General features: G+C 41.6%; 13 protein-coding genes. 8 read left to right on the top strand and 5 right to left on the bottom strand.

All coding sequences use genetic code 11. The annotated features are described in order from the left end of the window. Nucleotides 1-20: 20 nt before the first annotated feature. Both DQW11_RS00715 and ggt read left to right on the top strand, forming a co-directional pair. Nucleotides 21-2,396, top strand: coding sequence for a S9 family peptidase (locus tag DQW11_RS00715; RefSeq protein ID WP_113922078.1), 2,376 nt, complete (start codon nucleotides 21-23; stop codon nucleotides 2,394-2,396). Beyond that, entirely contained in the window at nucleotides 2,386-4,092 is a 1,707-nt protein-coding gene (gene ggt / locus DQW11_RS00710) for a gamma-glutamyltransferase (RefSeq protein WP_113922077.1), read from the top strand. Before DQW11_RS00715 ends, ggt begins: the two co-directional genes overlap by 11 nt. A gap of 178 nt (nucleotides 4,093-4,270) precedes the next feature. On the opposite strand, the gene DQW11_RS00705 is transcribed toward ggt, so the two are convergent. Both DQW11_RS00705 and DQW11_RS00700 read right to left on the bottom strand, forming a co-directional pair. After that, nucleotides 4,271-5,656, bottom strand: coding sequence for a Rossmann-fold NAD(P)-binding domain-containing protein (locus DQW11_RS00705; RefSeq protein ID WP_113922076.1), 1,386 nt, complete (start codon nucleotides 5,654-5,656; stop codon nucleotides 4,271-4,273). Nucleotide 5,657: 1 nt separating this feature from the next. Further along, nucleotides 5,658-6,908, bottom strand: coding sequence for a protoporphyrinogen/coproporphyrinogen oxidase (locus DQW11_RS00700; RefSeq protein WP_113922075.1), 1,251 nt, complete (start codon nucleotides 6,906-6,908; stop codon nucleotides 5,658-5,660). 153 nt (nucleotides 6,909-7,061) lie between these two features. Between DQW11_RS00700 and DQW11_RS00695 the strand changes: the two genes are divergently transcribed. From DQW11_RS00695 to DQW11_RS00680, 4 genes are all read left to right on the top strand, one after another. Beyond that, a complete protein-coding gene (locus tag DQW11_RS00695) occupies nucleotides 7,062-8,288 on the top strand; it encodes a serine hydrolase domain-containing protein (protein ID WP_113923143.1) in 1,227 nt (408 codons plus the stop codon). A gap of 196 nt (nucleotides 8,289-8,484) precedes the next feature. Next, nucleotides 8,485-9,807 carry a hypothetical protein gene (locus DQW11_RS00690; protein WP_113922074.1) on the top strand — a complete coding sequence of 441 codons (1,323 nt, stop codon included), beginning with the start codon at nucleotides 8,485-8,487 and terminating at the stop codon, nucleotides 9,805-9,807. Beyond that, a complete protein-coding gene (locus DQW11_RS00685; protein WP_113922073.1) occupies nucleotides 9,800-10,504 on the top strand; it encodes a hypothetical protein in 705 nt (234 codons plus the stop codon). Before DQW11_RS00690 ends, DQW11_RS00685 begins: the two co-directional genes overlap by 8 nt. Beyond that, on the top strand, nucleotides 10,505-11,248 hold the full coding sequence (locus DQW11_RS00680; RefSeq protein WP_113922072.1) for a hypothetical protein: 744 nt from the start codon (nucleotides 10,505-10,507) through the stop codon (nucleotides 11,246-11,248). Between the two features lie 157 nt (nucleotides 11,249-11,405). On the opposite strand, the gene DQW11_RS00675 is transcribed toward DQW11_RS00680, so the two are convergent. Together DQW11_RS00675 and DQW11_RS00670 are read right to left on the bottom strand one after the other, a co-directional pair. After that, the gene (locus DQW11_RS00675; RefSeq protein ID WP_113923142.1) at nucleotides 11,406-12,785 is read right to left on the bottom strand and encodes a DEAD/DEAH box helicase; all 1,380 of its coding nucleotides are present in this window, start codon (nucleotides 12,783-12,785) and stop codon (nucleotides 11,406-11,408) included. An 11-nt stretch (nucleotides 12,786-12,796) separates the two neighbouring features. After that, on the bottom strand, nucleotides 12,797-13,141 hold the full coding sequence (locus DQW11_RS00670; RefSeq protein WP_113922071.1) for a DoxX family protein: 345 nt from the start codon (nucleotides 13,139-13,141) through the stop codon (nucleotides 12,797-12,799). A 134-nt stretch (nucleotides 13,142-13,275) separates the two neighbouring features. Between DQW11_RS00670 and DQW11_RS00665 the strand changes: the two genes are divergently transcribed. Together DQW11_RS00665 and DQW11_RS00660 are read left to right on the top strand one after the other, a co-directional pair. Continuing rightward, nucleotides 13,276-14,337, top strand: a complete 1,062-nt coding sequence (locus DQW11_RS00665) for a carboxypeptidase-like regulatory domain-containing protein (protein ID WP_113922070.1) — start codon at nucleotides 13,276-13,278, stop codon at nucleotides 14,335-14,337. Continuing rightward, a complete protein-coding gene (locus DQW11_RS00660) occupies nucleotides 14,334-16,178 on the top strand; it encodes a gamma-glutamyltransferase family protein (RefSeq protein WP_113922069.1) in 1,845 nt (614 codons plus the stop codon). The genes DQW11_RS00665 and DQW11_RS00660 overlap by 4 nt, the downstream gene beginning before the upstream one ends. Nucleotides 16,179-16,206: 28 nt before the next feature. On the opposite strand, the gene DQW11_RS00655 is transcribed toward DQW11_RS00660, so the two are convergent. Next, nucleotides 16,207-18,570, bottom strand: a complete 2,364-nt coding sequence (locus DQW11_RS00655) for an ABC transporter permease (RefSeq protein ID WP_113922068.1) — start codon at nucleotides 18,568-18,570, stop codon at nucleotides 16,207-16,209. Between the last annotated feature and the right edge of the window lie 249 nt (nucleotides 18,571-18,819).

Here is an 18,819-nt window from a genome sequence, read left to right as displayed (position 1 = left end):
TTTTACAAAACCCTTTCTTTATGAAGAAAAGCCTATTTCTGTTCGCTTTTTCCTGTATCTTATTTGGTCAATATTCCCTTGCCCAAAGCGAACTTTCCGTAGAAAAAATCATGAATGACCCAAAATGGATGGGGACTTTCCCATCTGATCTTCAATGGGATGACAAAGGTCAATCAATCTATTTTAAATATAATCCGGAACAGCACCCTGCTGATTCCCTTTATAAAATTGGACTTTCGTTAGGATCAAATCCGGTAAAAGTTGGACTACAGGAACAAAAAAACCTAATTCCCCGAAATGCCAAAAGCAACCTGGCCAAAACCAAGAAAATCTACGCAAAGGATGGAGAAATCTTACTTTATGACCTTGCCACAGGCAGTAAGACTTCCCTGATCAACTTTGGGGAAAGGTTGTCAAATCCTGTGTTTTTGTCCAATGAAAACAGGATTGCCTTTGAATCATCCGGCAATCTTTTTGTCTTAGATATCCCAAGCGGCAAACTTCAACGAATGACCCGGGTCCAAAACGGAAGCAGGCCAAAGGACAAAGAAGAAAAGAAGGCAGAAAGAGAGAAATGGCTTCAGGAAGACAACCTGAACCTTCTATCGGTGGTGAATGAGAGAAAAGAAAAAGAAGAAAAGTCTAAAAATTATTACAAGTCTATTGCTGAAAAAGAACCTTTCACCTTTTATACGGAAGGCAAGCAGGTGATCAATATCCAACTTTCGCCTGATGAAAAGTACGCCACACTCCTACTGCTAGGCCGCGCTGAAAACAAAAGGACAGAAGTGCCGGATTACACCGATGCTTCAGGTTATACGACCAACCTGAATACAAGGTCCAAAGTGGGAGATAATCCACAAACCATAGAGCTTGCAGTCTACAGTTTTGCAAAAGACACTGTGGTCTATGTGGCTACAGACAGTCTTCCCGGGATCAAAGATCTTCCTGACTATATCAAAGATTATCCCGATAAGACATGGGAAGAAAAATTAAGGAAAGTTGCCATTGCAGCTCCTGTATTTTCAAATGACGGAAAGCATGCCATTGTCAATATCCGTGCAAACGACAACAAAGACAGGTGGATTACACTTCTTGACCTTGAGTCAGCAACCTTGAAATCTGTTGACAGACAACGCGATGAAGCTTGGATCGCAGGTCCGGGGATCGGATGGGGTTTTGGTGGAGGAACTTTGGGATGGTTACCTGATAACAAGCACATTTACTTCCAATCTGAGGAAAGCGGCTATTCCCATCTTTACTTATTGGATGTAACCACAGGAAACAAAAAAGCATTGACATCAGGTAAATTTGAGGTCTTTGATCCCTTTATTTCCAAAAACGGGAAGTTTTGGTACCTCACCACTTCTGAAGTCCACCCGGGAGAAAGACATTTTTATATGATGCCAATCATGGGGGGCAAAATGGAAAAGCTGACCACACTCACCGGAAACAATGAAGTATCCCTTTCTCCGGATGAGAAAAACATGGCAATCCTCTATTCTTACAGCAATCAACCAACAGAATTATATATCCAACCCAACACACCCAAATCCCAACCAAGGCAATTGACTTTTGGTCAAAGCGAAGAATTCAAATCCTACTCTTGGCGTGATCCACAAATGGTAAACTTCAAAGCTGCTGACGGCCAATTGGTTCCTGCAAGGTTATATGTGCCTGAGGCCATCAAAAGCAATGGAGCTGCGGTGATTTTTGTACATGGGGCGGGTTATCTGCAAAATGCCCATAAATGGTGGTCAACCTATTTTAGAGAATACATGTTCCATAATCTTTTGACGGATTTGGGTTACACGGTTTTAGATATAGATTACAGGGGAAGTGCTGGATATGGCAGAGACTGGCGAACGGGAATTTACCGTCACATGGGCGGAAAAGACCTTTCTGACCAAGTGGATGGTGCCAAGTTTCTGATGGAAAATCAAGGCGTAAAACCCGGGAAGATCGGGATTTATGGTGGAAGTTATGGCGGGTTCATCACCCTGATGGCGCTGTTCAATGAATCTGGAACCTTTACCTCAGGCGCTGCTTTGAGGTCCGTGACAGATTGGGCACACTATAACCATGGCTATACAGCCAATATCCTGAATGAACCTTTCAATGACCCTATTTCTTACAAGAGGTCCTCTCCCATTTATTTTGCAGAAGGACTGAAAGGGAATTTATTGATAGCGCATGGCATGATCGATGTCAATGTACATTTTCAGGACGTGGTCAGGCTGGCGCAGCGTCTGATCGAACTGGGCAAAGACAATTGGGAAATGGCTGTTTATCCTGTGGAAGACCACGGCTTCGTGGAACCTAGCAGTTGGACGGATGAGTACAAAAGGGTATTAAAACTGTTTAATGAAACACTTCTCAAAGAAAATGAAAAATAAAAGGCATTCTGTCATTCTACTGTTTTCAGTTCTCCTGTTTGTTTTTTCATGCAGGCAAAATGACACGGTTTCTCTGGAAAACCGTGGATTAATCAATGAAAAAGCCATGGTCGTAACAGCAAGAGAAGAATCTTCCAAGATTGGACTGATGATCATGGAAAAAGGCGGGAATGCTTTTGATGCCATGATTGCTACAGAGCTTGCATTGGCCGTGGCTTATCCTTTTGCAGGAAATCTGGGAGGCGGTGGATTTATGGTTTTCAGGTTGGAAAACGGTGAAACAGGTTCTTTGGATTATCGGGAAAAAGCACCTTTAGCCGCCACAAGGGATATGTATTTGGATGAAAATGGAGAAGTTATCCCTGAATTGAGTACCATGGGAGCTTTGGCTGTGGGCGTTCCCGGAACGGTGGCAGGAATGTTTGAAGTTCACCATAGATTTGGAACACTTCCGATGGAAGAAATCCTCGCTCCTGTGATTGAATTGGCAGAAAAGGGTGTTGTCGTGACCTCAAACCAGGAAAAAAGGCTTGCCTCCAACAGAGATAATTTCATCAAGGTAAATGGAGAAAATACGTTTTTTGCAAGGGAGTTTAAAACCAATGACACGATCAAATACCCGATTCTTGCCGAAACCTTGAAAAGAATAGCCAAGAATGGCAAAGATGAATTTTACCTTGGGGAGACTGCCCAAAAGTTAGTGGATTTTATCCAATCAAAAGGAGGAATCATCACCATGGAGGATTTGGCGGGCTATGAAGCCAAATGGCGTGATCCTATTTCCTTTGATTATAAAGACATCAGGATCATTTCGATGGCACCACCTAGCAGTGGCGGGGTAACATTGGCTCAAATCCTGGGAATGTTGGAAGGTTTTGACCTGAAGTCAATGGGACACAATTCTGCCCAATACATCCAAACTTTGACAGAGGCAGAAAGACGGGCCTTTGCAGACAGAAATTTCTATTTGGGTGACCCTGATTTTGTGGCAGTTCCTGTGAATGAAATGATGGAAAAGGGGTATCTTAAAGATAGAATTTCAGATTTTAATCCGGGAAGATCCACACTTTCGAGCGCAGTATCTCAAGGAGTGATCCAATACGTAGAAAGTGATGAAACCACGCACTATTCCATTGTCGATCCCTTTGGCAATGCGGTGGCGATAACGACTACTTTGAATGGAGCCTATGGATCCAAATTGTACAGTGATGAACTTGGATTTTTTCTGAACAACGAAATGGATGACTTCAGTGCCAAAGCAGGAGTTCCCAATATGTTTGGACTTGTCGGGGCTGAAGCCAACAGCATTGCTCCCGGTAAAAGGATGCTCAGCTCCATGACCCCCACTATTGTGGAAAAAGATGGACAGCTTCTCATGGTGGTGGGAACACCGGGAGGTTCGACCATCATTACCTCGGTTTTGCAGACCATTCTGAATGTAGTGGAGTTTGATATGACCATGCAGCAGGCGGTTGATGCACCCCGTTTTCACCACCAATGGCTACCTGACCTGATCAATTTCGAACCGGAAGGATTTCCCAAAAAGATATTGGATGAATTAAAATCAAAAGGATATCTTATCAATGAAGGAAACACACCGATTTTGGGAAAAGTAGACGCCATCCTCAAACTTCCAAATGGACAGTTTGAAGGCGGAGCCGATAAAAGGGGTGATGACAAAGCGGCTGGATTTTGAACTCCTTTTTTTGATGTTTTAAATGTCCGAACGCATTGATGGCAGAAGATAGAATTTCCGTTTTAACTCTATTTCATGAGTACGATCTCATTAACATCCCTGCGGGGGTCTTCCGTCTTCCGTCCCGACTGAAAAAGAATACAGGGTTATGGGCAAAGAAGCGTATATCCATCGGAAATTAATTACCCTTGTACTTCTCTAGGTATTCTCTAAACCGGTTCATCACCCAAAGGTGGATTTTGGCTTGGGTATTGAGATAGACAAACCACGGAAGTCTGGGTACAAATTCATGTATAGCCGTGATCATGTATTTTCCGCCGAGTACTTCCCTGAATTCCAGCCATCCATAGTCAAATCTTTTGACCAACCATCCTCCTGTGATGTAAAACAGTTGTCTCTTGATGTCACTCCTATCAGGAATAAGGGTCAGTTGCAACATTGGTTTTGAGCCGTTCAAAAGGTAAAAACCGATATCTCCCCTATTGTTTTCTTTTGCATTAATCAAAAACCTAAAAAAAGTCGGTAACCATCTTTTATACCTGTTAGCAACCCACAAGGCACTTTTATGGCGCGTATTGGGCATCCTTTGGATACTTCTGACAGTGTTTTTTACATCCCTGTCATTTTTAAACTTCGGAAGTGCCGGGAGTTTATTGGCGGGATCAAGAGCTTCCTTTACGCTTTCCTCATAAGTCAGGTAATCGATTTCTTTTTCTCTGAATTTGAGCTCCTCAGATACTGTCAAAGTATGTTTCAGACTTTCGACCAAAGGAGAAACCAATTTTGCAGGAGTTTCTCCAAAATAGGAAACCCAAAGCTTTGAAAAACCCACGGAAAAAACCGGCACTGTGAAAATAAACCTTTTCTTTCCCATCACCCTTGCGGTCTCTTCCAGCATTCCTTTGTAGGATAAAATTTCAGGGCTTCCGATTTCAATGGCTTTTCCAAATACATTTTCATTTCCAATGCAGGAATCCATGATCGTCAATGTATCCCGGAGAGAAATGGATTGCGTTTGGGAAGTGGTCCATTTGGGACACATCAGAATGGGAAGTTTTCTGACCAGATTTCTAACCATCTCAAAGGAAGACCCTCCTGGGCCAACAATGACTCCGGCACGTAGGGCAGTTACCGGAACACCTCTTTCACCCAAGGTTTTTTCCACTTCCAGCCTGCTTCTGAGGTGAATAGACATTTTTTCTTCCGCAACTTCTTTGGGAAGAATTCCCCCGAGATAAAGGATCTGTTTGATATTATTTGCCTCAGCTGCCCGCGAAAAATTATCCGCCAACAAAAGGTCTGTATCTTCAAAACTTCCCTGATCCAGCCGAGTCAAAGCACTCATGGAATGTATCAGGTAGATGGCATAATCTACCCCATGCAACGCTTCGATGGTAGAAGTGATTGAAAACAGTTCCACTTTTCGCCATTCCACTTCAGGATCAGGATTTTGGATGGCCTCCCGCCTACTCAGTGCGACGATGTTGTATTTTCCTTTGTACTTGTTGATAAACCACCGTCCGATGTATCCTCCTGCTCCTGCAATTGCTATGGTCTTTTTCAATTTAGTGGGTGGGTTGAAGGCTTAACATAACCGCTTCCGCAGCCTTTCTCCCGGCTGTCATGGCTGCATTAATGGAACCGTTGAGTAAATAATCTCCTGCGAGATACACATTGTCTTGAATCTTGGTATTGGTCGGTGAAATGTCGTGTTGCATGTCATCAACCTGTGGAAGGGCATCAAGAATCTCGTATGTTTTGATATGTTGAAAAAAGTTGGCTTTGATGCCCGTGAGTGCTTCCAACTCCAAGGCAACCATTTTGATCAAAAGGTCATCAGGTTTGGAATCCTGAGTCACCGTGACCGAAAGCAAAGCTTTGCCCGAACTGCTGTAGGATTTCGATACATCGGTCATAAAAACAAAATTATTGATAAGGTATTTGGTATCAGGAACCAATCCGATCATGGGAAGGGCAATGAATGATTTCTCCAAAGAAAAATAAAGGTTGATAACTTTTCTATATTCTTTGACCTGACCTGCCATCTGTGGGAGTACTTTATCAGGCCTTGACGCAATTATGATTTTGTCAGCCTCCAATATGTTGCCATCCTTCAGGATTATTCTATTTCCTTCTACCCTTTCGACAGGAGAATTGAAACGGAAAACAGTCTTTTGGAGCTTGCTTTTCAACTGATTGGGAATTTCCTGCATGCCCTTTTCAGGTAAGGCAGCATAGCCGATTGAAAACATTTTGAAGACAAAATTGAACATCCTTGAAGAAGTCTGTAGACCATTTTCCAAAAATATCCCTTTGAAAAAAGGTTTAAAGAAATTGTCAAGGATGGTTTCTGAAAAGCCATAATTCCTCAAGAAATCAATGGTGGGAATGGATGGTTCGGCAAAAATCTCCTCTTCGGTTTTCTTTTTCAAAGAATTGGTTAGACTCAGAATTTTAAATTTATCCTTGAACGTTCCGACTTTCGAAAATGCCATCCCAAATAGCCTCATGGGATTTCTCAAAGGATCATGGATAGCAAAAAAGTCACCCGGTTTGAAAACCATTGCTCCCGGATCAAACATTTTGAGGCCTAACTTTTCATAATCAAGGTATCTTTTGGCTTCAGGATAAGCTGTCAACAATACCTGAAATCCCCTATCCAAGCGAAATCCATTTTCCATGTCTGTCCGGACCCGTCCTCCAACTCCGTCTGAAGCTTCCAGAATTTCGGGACTATATCCCGCCCTTTCAAGTTCATAGGCTGCTATCAGTCCGGAAATCCCGGCTCCGATTATATAAATTTTTTGATGATCCATTTCAGACAATTTTAAGTAAGACAAATATCTGTCACAATTGTTTTACGCTACAATTTAACGCATTATTACCAACCTTTTAAATGTTAAAAGGGCTAATCCTGTAATATGATTTCCATGAACACGCATTTGCCGATACATTCGAAAAAAAATATTATGAGAAAGATATCCAAGGTATGCTTTGCCCTGACCGTTTTTTTGATCCCTTTTACCTCCTTTGGACAGAAAGCTTATTTCCCTTCTCTTGGGGACTGGCAACAGAAAAAGCCTGCAGAAATGAAGGTGGATGCAGCCAAACTTCAGCAAGCAATAGACTTTGCCATTGCTACAGAAAGTGAGGCTGACCCCAACCTAAAGATGGCCCACTATCAAAGCGCCTTTGGAAGGGAGCCTTTTGGATTCCCTGTTGGACCAATGAAAGAACGGGGCGCTGCAAACGGCTTGATTATTTATAAAGGCTATATCATTGGGCAATGGGGAGAACCTGACAGGGTTGACCTGACTTTCAGTGTGGCCAAAAGTATCCTCTCTTCCACAGTGGGTATGGCGGTCGACAAAGGTCTGATCAAAAGTGAAAAGGACCTTGTTTATCCTTATGTAGGGCCAATCATTCCTTATGAACCATACAAATCTCTGATGAACAAAGCGGATCATCTAAATGAAGAGGACGTTTTTGATCTTTTTGAAGGACCGCATAACCGTAAGATTACATGGGAGCATTTGCTGCGTCAGACTTCCGATTGGGAAGGTTCACTATGGGGCAAACCAGATTGGGCGGACCGACCGCAGGGCAATTCATCTGAGTGGCTAAACAGGCCAAGAAATGAACCGGGGACAGTTTACAAATACAATGACACCAGAGTGAATGTCCTCGCATTGGCAATACTCAATGTGTGGAGAAAGCCACTTCCGGTGGTTTTGAAGGAAAATCTGATGGACAAAATCGGGGCAAGTCCGACTTGGAGATGGACGGGTTACGAGAATTCCTTTATCATCCTTGATGGGCAGATCATGCAGTCTGTCAGCGGCGGGTCGCATTGGGGCGGGGGCATGTTTATCAATGCCTATGATCAGGCAAGGTTTGGATACCTCACTTTAAGAAAGGGAAACTGGAACGGCGTTCAGGTGATTTCGGAGGATTGGATCAAAAAGTCCAGAACGCCAACTTCTGTCCAACCCAATTATGGTTTTATGAATTATTTCTTGAATACGGACCGAAAAGAGATTCCCGCAGCCCCTGAATCAGCTTTTTTCCATTTGGGTGCAGGTACCAACATGGTCTATGTGGACGAGGAAAATGACTTGGTGATCGTGGCGAGATGGATCAAAGACAAAGAAAAAGCAGAATTGGTAAGGATGGTTTTGGAGAGTTTGCCTAAATAAACTTTTTTGGTGATTCATTATTCCTTCAAAATATCTATCATGGTATGATGGCTTTCAACAAAATTGTATTCCTTTATTACTGACCTCAATATTATTAATAACTAATATTGTTTTATTTTATGATTAAAGATTGGTACGTTTTCAATTAAGTTTTTTAATTTTAATTAATTCTTTAATAACATCTAATTTAAACTTTATGAAAACACTTACCCCCCCAACCATTCAAGTAAAATGGAATTTTGTAAGAAGAGGGAAAAAACTTTTCCCTGTCCTCATTTCAGGATTGCTGCTTTTTTCATGCAGCGATTTTGAGTCAACTCCTGATAACCAAATAGCTTTGGAGGCTCAGGCTAAAAAATCCGGTTTGGATCCTAATGATCCCGGTTTGACTTTTGCAGCGGCTTTGTCTCAAGGATTAAAAAATGAGTCTTTGCGGAAATTCGTTTCTCAAAACATTCAAGACCAGTTTGATGGTGATTTGAATTTCCTGTATTTCACCACAAAAAGCCAATCCTTGGGAGGTCCGAACTCAAAGTCAGTTACTTTTGAAGAGGCACTCTTCGGTAGCCAATCCAACTTTCGGTCACAAGAATCCAATTTGGAGTTTGATCCACTGATGCAGGTTGCTTTAAGAGGAAATGATGAACAACTTATCGATTTCGATGAAATCGATGGGGACATTCCTATTTTGTATATTTCTCCAAGTCAGGATCTTGAGGATAATCCATTTGTTCCTATGATTTTGAGTGATGGCAATGTTTCGGAATGGGATATTAGAAATATTCCCGATCAGCCTGTTTTGGTAGTAAGCCAAAATGAGCGGTTGGTCAAAGTACCAAAAAATCCTTCCGCAAGAATAGCAACTTATGATGCATGTATTCAAAGTGCAACTCCGTACTTCAGCGATGGCACAAATGATTTTTATTTCTATACTGATTATTTCTGCGGTGGAGGGGGTTTAATTGGTAATCCTCCTGTTGGCGGGGGTGGTGGAACCACAGGTTGTGATCGAGATTTAAATAACAAGTCAGATCATGTGAATCAAGTTAGATTTGCAACGTTTGAAGAGTTACTTAGAGCCGAAAGATGGCAGGATGGAGAACCTGAAGTCTACTTTATAGTTTTTACAGGATCAAGTAATGCTAATCTCCAACAAATAAGGAAAAATGTCCCAATTGTTGCTCGAAACAGATGGAAGAATTGTAGCATTTTCCAGTGCCATGCTGCATGGGTTGAAACTGATATTGAATTGTTCCATTGGGAAAAATCTAATTATGGAGAGATTTTTACAATTCGTTGGTTTGAATTTGATGGAGGTGGAACAAGGACTGTAACGACAGGGATGAGTACCCCAAATGGCCTAGGCGGTACGAACAATTTTCAATTTTCATCAACAATTAATCTAAATGATGTTGATCTTGGGACTGCTGTTGTAGAATATTGTTCCAAAGCAGCATTAAATGATTTCAAGATTCATTCCTCTTCAAGTATTTTATTTGGACTCCGACTAGATGATTAAGCAACTATTAATAGGAATATTTCTAAGCATTCCGGTGGTATGCTATTCCCAGGAATTTAGAGTGGGAGTTGGTATTGTAAATGAGCAAATGTTAAGCAATTCTGAAATAACTACTCAGGATGGCCTAATTATTTCGGAAGAAAATAAATTCCCTACTTCAATTGAGTCATTTTACGTTGGCTATGCCTATTCTTTCTCACCAAAGTTCAAAGCGAATATAGGGCTACAAAACACTTATAATAATATTGCCTTGTTTGTTCAAGTTCCCTTACCTATTTCTACCAAAATACGGACCGTAAGAAATAACAATTTTGAATTTCCTATTGAAGTAAGTTACGTCCTTTTCAAAAAAGAAAAATTTAATTTTAAACTAAGAGGTGGTTTGGTACCGGTTTGGTCTGTGTCTAGGTCTCTTCAAATGACTGAGGTTCCAGAGGGCCCTGACTGGTCTCAGGAGGTAGTTGATGCTTTAAATGCAGCAGAGACTATCCCAAAATCCTTTTACATGAATTATCAATATGGATTAGCATTATCCTATGGAAGGTTGGAATTTAGTCTATTTCAAAGTGCCAATCTCAGCAGATCAATTAGCAATGGATATACACTTAATGGAACTACCTATCCGTTCGACAGGCGAATATCTTCTACGAGAATCGGTTTGTATTACTCTATTTGGCTAAAAAAAGAAAAGGAATAGATGGGTAAGTTAAAGCCCATTTGGATTGCCTGCCTTGTATTATTTGCCAGTCAAGCAGTTTTTTCACAAAGCCTGAAGGTGGGCTTCGGTCTTGTAGATGAGCGAAGGTGGAGTGCTTCTCAGATACAGATGGATACCCTTGTTGGGTATGAACAAACAAATTTTTCAACTGCTTATCCAATGCCTTTCGTCAGTGTCCAATATCCAATCTCAAATAAGTGGTTATTTAATTTGGGAGTTCAGTACTATGTATCTAGCATCGCATTCGCAGTCGAATATACTTCAGAGACCTGGCCGGACTATTTTCCATCGATGGGAAAAGGATGGGGCACTGTTATGCGGAACATTGAAGTTCCGATAGGATTAAGTTATCGGATAATTGGATTAGAGAAGTTAAAGGTTTATTTGGACTTAAATGCTTCACCGGTATTTGCCATTCAGGATTTCAGGAAGTTGGAACTTGAACCTCAGGGATTAGACTGGACGCAGGAAGTCATCGATGCACTGAATGCGGCGGAGACCATTCCTAAGTCCTTCTATATGAATTACCAATATGGCATATCGGTGGAGTACAAGCGGATTGGGCTGACATTCATCCGCAGTGCCAATATGAATCGCTCTATCAGCAATGGGTACACACTTTACGGTCAGGAGTATAACTATATGAGGAGAACTCAGACGAATAGGTTGGGGATTTATTATTCTTTTGGATTGAAAAAAGACAAGGAAAAATCAATTAATTAAAGATGGGGATAAAGATCCTGTTTGATTTTAGTGGCATTGAGGACTCGAAAACATTAGTAAAATCGACCTCCTGGCAAACCAAAGACTCATTACATTCTAATAAAAAAAATGGGCGGTAAAATTACCGCCCATTTTTTGTAAACCATAAGATCAAATCTTATTCAATCACATTGGTTCTTTTCCCAAATGGGGTATTCTTGTCTTTGTTAGCTTCTGCAGGCTTCTCTCTTGGAGGTCTTGGGGTTTGTACTGATTCTGCAGGTTTTGCCTGACCGGATTCTTTGACTGTAGCGTTTTGGTTGTCCCTTGGCTTGAAGTTTTTCTTCTTTTTAGAATTCTTGGAGAAACTTTTCTTTCCCTTGAAATCCCCCGTTCTTTCCGAATGATGGCTCTTGCTTTTATAATCAGGCCCTGACTGAAATCCTTCAGGAAGTGGAAACTTTTCAATTTCCATCCCAATCATCTGCTCGATTCTGGAGAGTTTGTATTGGTCCTTGTCACTTACAAAAGTGATGGCTTCCCCGTTGCTGTCGGCCCTTGCGGTACGTCCTACCCTGTGGACATAGTCTTCAGGATCATTTGGAGTATCGTAGTTGATGACCAACTCGATTCCCACCACATCAATCCCGCGGGAAATGATGTCGGTTCCGATCAGAATTTTAAGGGATTTATTTTTAAATCTTGACATGATGATTTCCCTTTCAACTTGTTCTAAATCAGAGTGAAAAGCCTCAATATCAAAATCTTTTTTCAACAACTTATACAGGTTTTTTACCTTTTCTTTGGTAGAAGCAAAAATGATCACTGCTTCATAATCCTTTTTGGAAAGGATATGTCTCACCAAAGCTTCCTTTTGGGTTTCATAGACCAAATATACGCCTTGCGTGACATTGGCTGCTGTCTTACCGATTGCAAGACTTATTTCCTCAGGGTTATTGAGAAGCTGTTTGGAAAACTGCCTGATCTTCGGAGGCATGGTTGCAGAAAAAAGAATCGTCTGCCTGTTTTTTGGAAGGTAATTGACGATTTTAAGAATATCTTCAGAAAAACCCATATCGAGCATCCTGTCCGCTTCATCCATGATGAGGTGCTCCAATTTGTCAAAATTGATTTTGCCGCCGGCCAATAAGGCTATCAGCCTTCCGGGAGTAGCCACGATGATTTCGGCGCCTACTTCCATGGCTTTTTTCTGCTGTTCCCATGCAATGCCGTCGCCACCGCCATAGACGGGTATTGAACTTATACCCAAGAAATAAGCAAATCCTTGGATCTGTTGGTCAATCTGTATTGCCAATTCCCTTGTAGGTGCCAGGATCAGGGTATTCAGTCCGGTCTGACCTTCTTTGGCCATTTTGTTAAGAATCGGAAGAATAAATGCGGCAGTTTTTCCGGTTCCGGTCTGGGCACAAGCGATCAGGTCCTTGCCTTGTTGGATTACCGGAATGGCAAATTCTTGTATTGGAGTGGGTTTATCAAAACCCATGGCATCAAGTCCTTCATTCAGGCTTGATTCAAAATTAAAATCACTAAAATTCAAAGTCAATCAGTTTAGACATATAAATAGGCCCAGGCGATAAGCGCAAATTGTAACGGTAGTCTCAGGAACAGGGCCCATTTTGGAATTCCTTTGGCACCTTTTTGATACATATAAATATTGGCGGGGAAAACGGCCAAAAGGAGCAGAATCACTCCAATTGCAGAAATTGTCCTTGTAGGTTCAAATAACAACCCCAAGCCAAAAATAATTTCAAACATTCCGGCCACTGCATTCAACACCTTTGGGTGAAGAAAGTAAGGAGGAATGATTTTGATGAACATTCTTGGTTTTACAAAATGCATGGTTCCTGCAAAAACAAAAAAACCTGCCATTAAGTAAAGAAAAAATAAGTACATGGTATTTTGTTCCTGTTATTCCAAATCAATAATTATATTCAAGTGTTAAATGTAGGATAACATAGTCAGATTACAAAACAAATGGTATTCCTAACTATTTACTATCAATACTTTAAACCGCAATAAAAAGCAAAATGAATAGATTCAGGAAGTTATTGCTAATGGTTTCGTTTTTGACTTTTTCAGCAAAGGAATTGATTGCCCAACGGTACGCACTGACGGGAATCTTAAGAAACGGGGCAACTGAAGAATTGATCTCAGGTGCTCAGGTGACTTTAAAAGATTTTGCTTTTTCTGCTGTTTCCAATGAATCAGGAAAGTTTACGATAGACAGTGTTTTTTCAAATACCTATGTCCTGAATGTGAAAATGGGCGGATTTCAGTCCTATCAGGCACAGATTCAGGTTAAAGATGATTTGAATTTGGGAGTAATCACCTTATTTCCGATGGGCTTTGAAGATGCGACCGGTGCCGCCTTGCAAAAAACTATCAGAGCAACCAACATTACCGAATTATTCAACAAAAGACCAAACTTCATCGGTGGAAATTCCATTTATGGAATTCCCCCTGAACCAAAAAAACTCCAGGGAAACTTTTATTTGGATACAAAATGGAACAAAGCTTCCATCCTACTCTATAAAGATGAACAATTGATAGAGGGATATTTCGTGAGGTATAACATAAACAGTAACAATTTTGAACTGAGGTCAGAAAATTCAGAAGATGCTACCACAGTCCCGGGATTAAGGGTGAGAAACATTGTTTGGATAGATTCAGAACATGGAGTCCCAAGGTATTTTATCAATGGCATGGATTTCAAAGATGAGGGTTCGCCCATAGCCGGATTTTTTGAAGTCTTGGTTGATGGAAAACTGCCCTTGGTCAGAAGAACAATCGCCTCCATCAGAGAATCAAATTACAACCAAGCCTTGATGGTGGGTGAACCTGATGACAGGGTGGTAAAAAGGTACGTTTATTACTATATCGAAGGCAAAAACGTCATCGAAATCCCTACAAACAAGAAAAAGATTTTTACGATTTTCGGAGAAAACCAAGCTGAAATGGAAGCATTTGCCGAAAGCAACAAACTCAATCTCAAAGAAGCTTCTTCCCTTTTCAGTTTATTCACCCAATTCAACAGCAAATTTGAGGGCTTTGACCCTTTACTACCCAAATTAATCGACAATCAGCCATGATCAAAAAACCGCTAATTCTCCTGTTCCTCAGTTTTTGTTTTGTAAGTGCATTTGCACAAACCCAAAAACCACCTTTACATGGAAAGCATTGGATGGCCATCACCGGAAAACCGCTCGGTGCTACAGCCGGCGCCATGATATTCAACCAAGGAGGAAACGCTATAGACGCTTCCTGCGCCATGCTAGCGGCAGTTTGTACCATGTGGGATGTGTTGAGTTGGGGTGGCGAAACACAGGCATTGATTTACAATCCCAAAACCGGAAAAGTCATCGCCATCAATGCCATGGGAATCGCGCCGACAGGTGCTACAGTGGATTTTTTCAAAGAAAAAGGAATGGCCTACCCACCAGAATTTGGTCCCTTGGCAGCAACTACTCCCGGAACACCGGGTGGATTGATGACCATGTTGGCCGAATATGGCACAATGAGTTTGGAACAGATACTCGCACCTGCAATGGAAATGGCAAAAGGATATCCTATCGAAGCCCAGACTGCAAACATGATCGAAAGGAATAAGGACAAAATCAAGGAATGGCCTTATTCAAAGAAGGTGTTTTTGCCCCATTTGGGAGAAGAAAGAGAAGCTCCCTATCCTGGAGAAGTCTTTGTGCAGGAAGACCTGTATCAGACTTTGAAGAAATTGGTGGACACAGAAAAAGCCGCACTTGCAGCCGGAAAATCGAGGAAAGAAGCCATTTATGCAGCCTATGAACGTTTTTACAAGGGAGATATTGCTGCGGAAATTGTAAGAGGCGCAAGAGAACAGGGCGGTCTTTTCACCATGGAAGATTTTGCCAAATGGAAAGTGAAAATCGAAGAACCGCTGAAAGTAAATTACAAAGGCATAGATGTCTACAAACTTCAGGAATGGACCCAAGGTCCGGCATTGCTCCAAAGTCTGAATATCCTGGAAAATTTTGACCTTAAGTCAATGGGATACAATTCAGCCAATTATATCAACACAGTCTATCAAAGCATGAGTTTGGCATTTTCAGACCGGGATTTCTATTACGGAGACCCTGATTTTAGTCCCAAAAGCCCGATGAAAGGCTTGCTTTCCAAAGAATATGCGAAAGACCGGGCAAAACTGATCAAAGAAAAGAACGATCCCGAAATCGGCCCGGGTGACCCCTACCCTTTTCAGGGAGAAACCAATCCTTTTAAACATCTCTTGGTAAACAGGAAAGAAGCCTTGGTCTACGACCGGCCTGAACTGCCGATCCAAGGCTTAGATGATCCTTTTCTGGACCATTTTCTTGCAGGCACGACATCCATACAGGCAGCTGATGCAGAAGGATGGGTTGTTTCTATCACGCCTTCAGGAGGTTGGATTCCGGCCACAATCGCAGGAAATACAGGAGTGGGTATGAGTCAGCGGATGCAGAGTTTCGTATTGGATGAAAGGCTCAATCCCTTCAATGTCCTTGAACCGGGAAAAAGACCAAGGGTTACCCTGACCCCAAGTATGGCACTGAAAGATGGTAAACCCTTCTTGTCCTTTGCGGTGCAGGGCGGAGATACCCAAGACCAGGACTTGTTGCAGTTATTTTTGAATATCGTCGAGTTTGGGATGACCGTACAGGAAGCTACAGAGGCAGCCAATATCCATAATTACCAGATCCAATCTTCCTTTGGGGCGCATGAGTCAAAACCCGGGTCTATCACGCTCAACAATCAGGTTCCTGCTTGGGTAAGAAAAGACTTGCAAAATAGAGGCTATAAGCCAAACATGCTTGAAAGGACTTCAGGCCCACTCAATGCCATTTGGTTTGATTGGAAGCATGGGACATTTTGGGGAGGTTCAAGCAACCACGGCGAAGATTATGGGATAGCCTGGTAGAAATAGTTCCTTTCTAAATGCCCTTGGTTTATTCATTTCTCAGGGAATCAACAGGATTGGACAAGGCAGCTTTCATGGATTGGTAGGTAACAGACAGAAGTGCAATCCCCAACAATGACATCGTGGTAAACAGGTATGCCCAAACGCTGAGTTGGGTATGGAAAGCAAATTCAGCCAAATACATTTTAGAGAAATACCATGCCAAAGGAAACCCTAAAAGCACACCGATAAAAACCAACCTGAAAAAATCCTTTCCCAACAATAAGATCAATTGACCGGAGGATGCGCCCATTACTTTTCTGATTCCCATTTCTTTGACTCTTTTAGAGGCTGAAAATGAGGACAGACCGAATAATCCCAAACAGGCTATAAGTACAGCTATACCCGTAAATCCCATGGAAAGCTTGCCTATCACCTGTTCCATTTGGTATTCTCTTTGGAATGCTTCATCCAAAAAAGTATACTCAAAAGGATAATCAGGGCTATATTTTTTCATCGTTGCTTCCATATGGCTCAAAATTTCCTCCATCCCATAATTGGGATTTGTCCTGACATAGTAGTGGAATCCGAGGTTTGGGCTGTACAAAAAAACCATCGGCTCGATGTTTTCCCTCAGGTTATTGTTGTGAAAATCTTCCGTAACACCGATCACCTGACCCAGACCATGCCAAGCCTCCAACTCAGACCCGATTATTTCATCTTGGGAGATTCCCATTACTTCCATGGCTTTTCGATTGATGATATATTTTGGGTTTTCAGGGTTTTGGTCCGGAGAAAAATTGGAGCCTGTGACAAATGGAATTCCCATCGTAGGCAGGAAATCTTCATCACAGCGGAGAATTTTGAAGGTGATGTTATCACTTTCAGACTTACCATTCCAGGAAATATCATTGGCAGTGATAGGGATTGACAGAATATCACTTCCCCCAAGGCCCACACTTTCTATCCCCACAAAATTTTGGAGATCATTTTTAAAAGCCCCGTGATTTTTCAAAATGGACTCTTGGGCAATAATTACTATAATTTGTTCCTTTTGGTATCCAAGGTTCTTGTTGCTGATAAACTCAATTTGCTTGTATACAGCCAAGCTGCATATGATCAAAATAGTGGACAAAGCCAATTGACCTACTACCAGGGATTTTCTTAAGGTTGTTCCTTTTAACTGTGAACCCGAATCCCCTTTTAAAACCGCCACAGGTCTGAAGGAAGAAAGAAAAAAAGCAGGATAAGACCCTGCCAAAAGGCCACAAGCCAAAGTCATTATAACTACTCCCAAGAGGATTATTGAATCGGTATTTTCCAAAGAAATATTTTTCTCTGTCAATTCATTGAAATAAGGCAAAATCAGACTGACCAAAGCTATGGCTACTAGGAGACCAAAAAATGATAGCAGCATGGATTCAAGGAGGAATTGCTTTACCAAACCTGTTTTTCCTGCACCGATCGCTTTCCTTATACCGATCTCTTTGCTACGTGTGGTGGATCTTGCAGTGGCTAGGTTCATAAAATTGATGCAGGCCATGACAAGAATCAAAATACCGATCACAGAAAACAGCCATACTTGGTCTATTCTTCCTCCGGCAATTTGTCCGTTTTCAAATTTGTTGTAAAGCCTGGATTTTGTAAACTGGAATAAAAAGGGCGTGCTGGTACATTCAGCACAGTTTTTCTTGATCAAGTTGGAAATTTTTTGATTTGTCGCATCCAGATCGGCCTCCTCGTGCAAGGCGACGTAAGTTCGTGATCCCCCACTCTGCCAATTTCTGGTCCAAGGGTTTTCTTCTTTGAATAGGTCAAATGGCAGGACAAAATCAAACTTGATACTTGAATTTGAAGGTACATCCAAGAAGACACTCCCGACTGTCAACTCATGCCTCCCATTCACCAGAATGAATTTCCCTATTGGATCAGCACTTCCAAATAATTTTTTGGAGAGGCTTTCTGAAATGGCGATGACTTTTCTGTTGGCAAGGGGATTCACCTTGTCTCCTTTTACAACGGGAAAACTGAAAATCTGAAACAACCCGGGATCACTGTAAATGCCATTTTGAAGGAATGCCTTATCTCCGGATTTTAAGAGAAGCTCGGCGTCCATGCTTGTCTGTGAAACAATCTCCACCTCCGGAATGTCACTTTTTATCACCTCAGCGAGATTCACCGGGGTAGCGCCATAAGAGGATATGGAACCGTCCGCATAGGTATTGTTAAGCATGACTGTAAAAATTCTATCGGAGTTGCTGTGGAATCGGTCAAATTTCCATTCGTCATGGATCCAAAGAAAAATAAGCAGGCAAGTTGCCAATCCAACTCCCAAACCGACAACATTGATGAGGGAATAGCTTTTGTGACGGATGATATTTCTCAGGGAAACCTTAAAGTAATTTGAAATCATTTTGGTTATAGTATGGAGTGGCTTTGGACAATAAATGCAGCACGACAAGGATCAAGCCAAAGAAAGGCTTGAAATTATTGAAAAAACGACATTTAATCACTCCCCTTTGTCCGAAGACGGTCTTTAATGTTCACTTACGGCCAAAATCAATCCCTCTGTGACAAGTATTTGGAAAGGGAATTCAATTTCAGGTTCAAGAATTCGCACTATTTCTCTGAATGAGGAATTCAAAAAACTATATTTGCACCT

The sequence above is a fragment of the Cognataquiflexum aquatile genome (assembly GCF_003316845.1).
In the GTDB taxonomy this organism is placed as follows: Bacteria; Bacteroidota; Bacteroidia; order Cytophagales; family Cyclobacteriaceae; genus Cognataquiflexum; species Cognataquiflexum aquatile.
The sequence above is the reverse complement of the archived record's forward strand: the minus strand, read 5'-3'. Positions and strand labels throughout refer to the sequence as shown.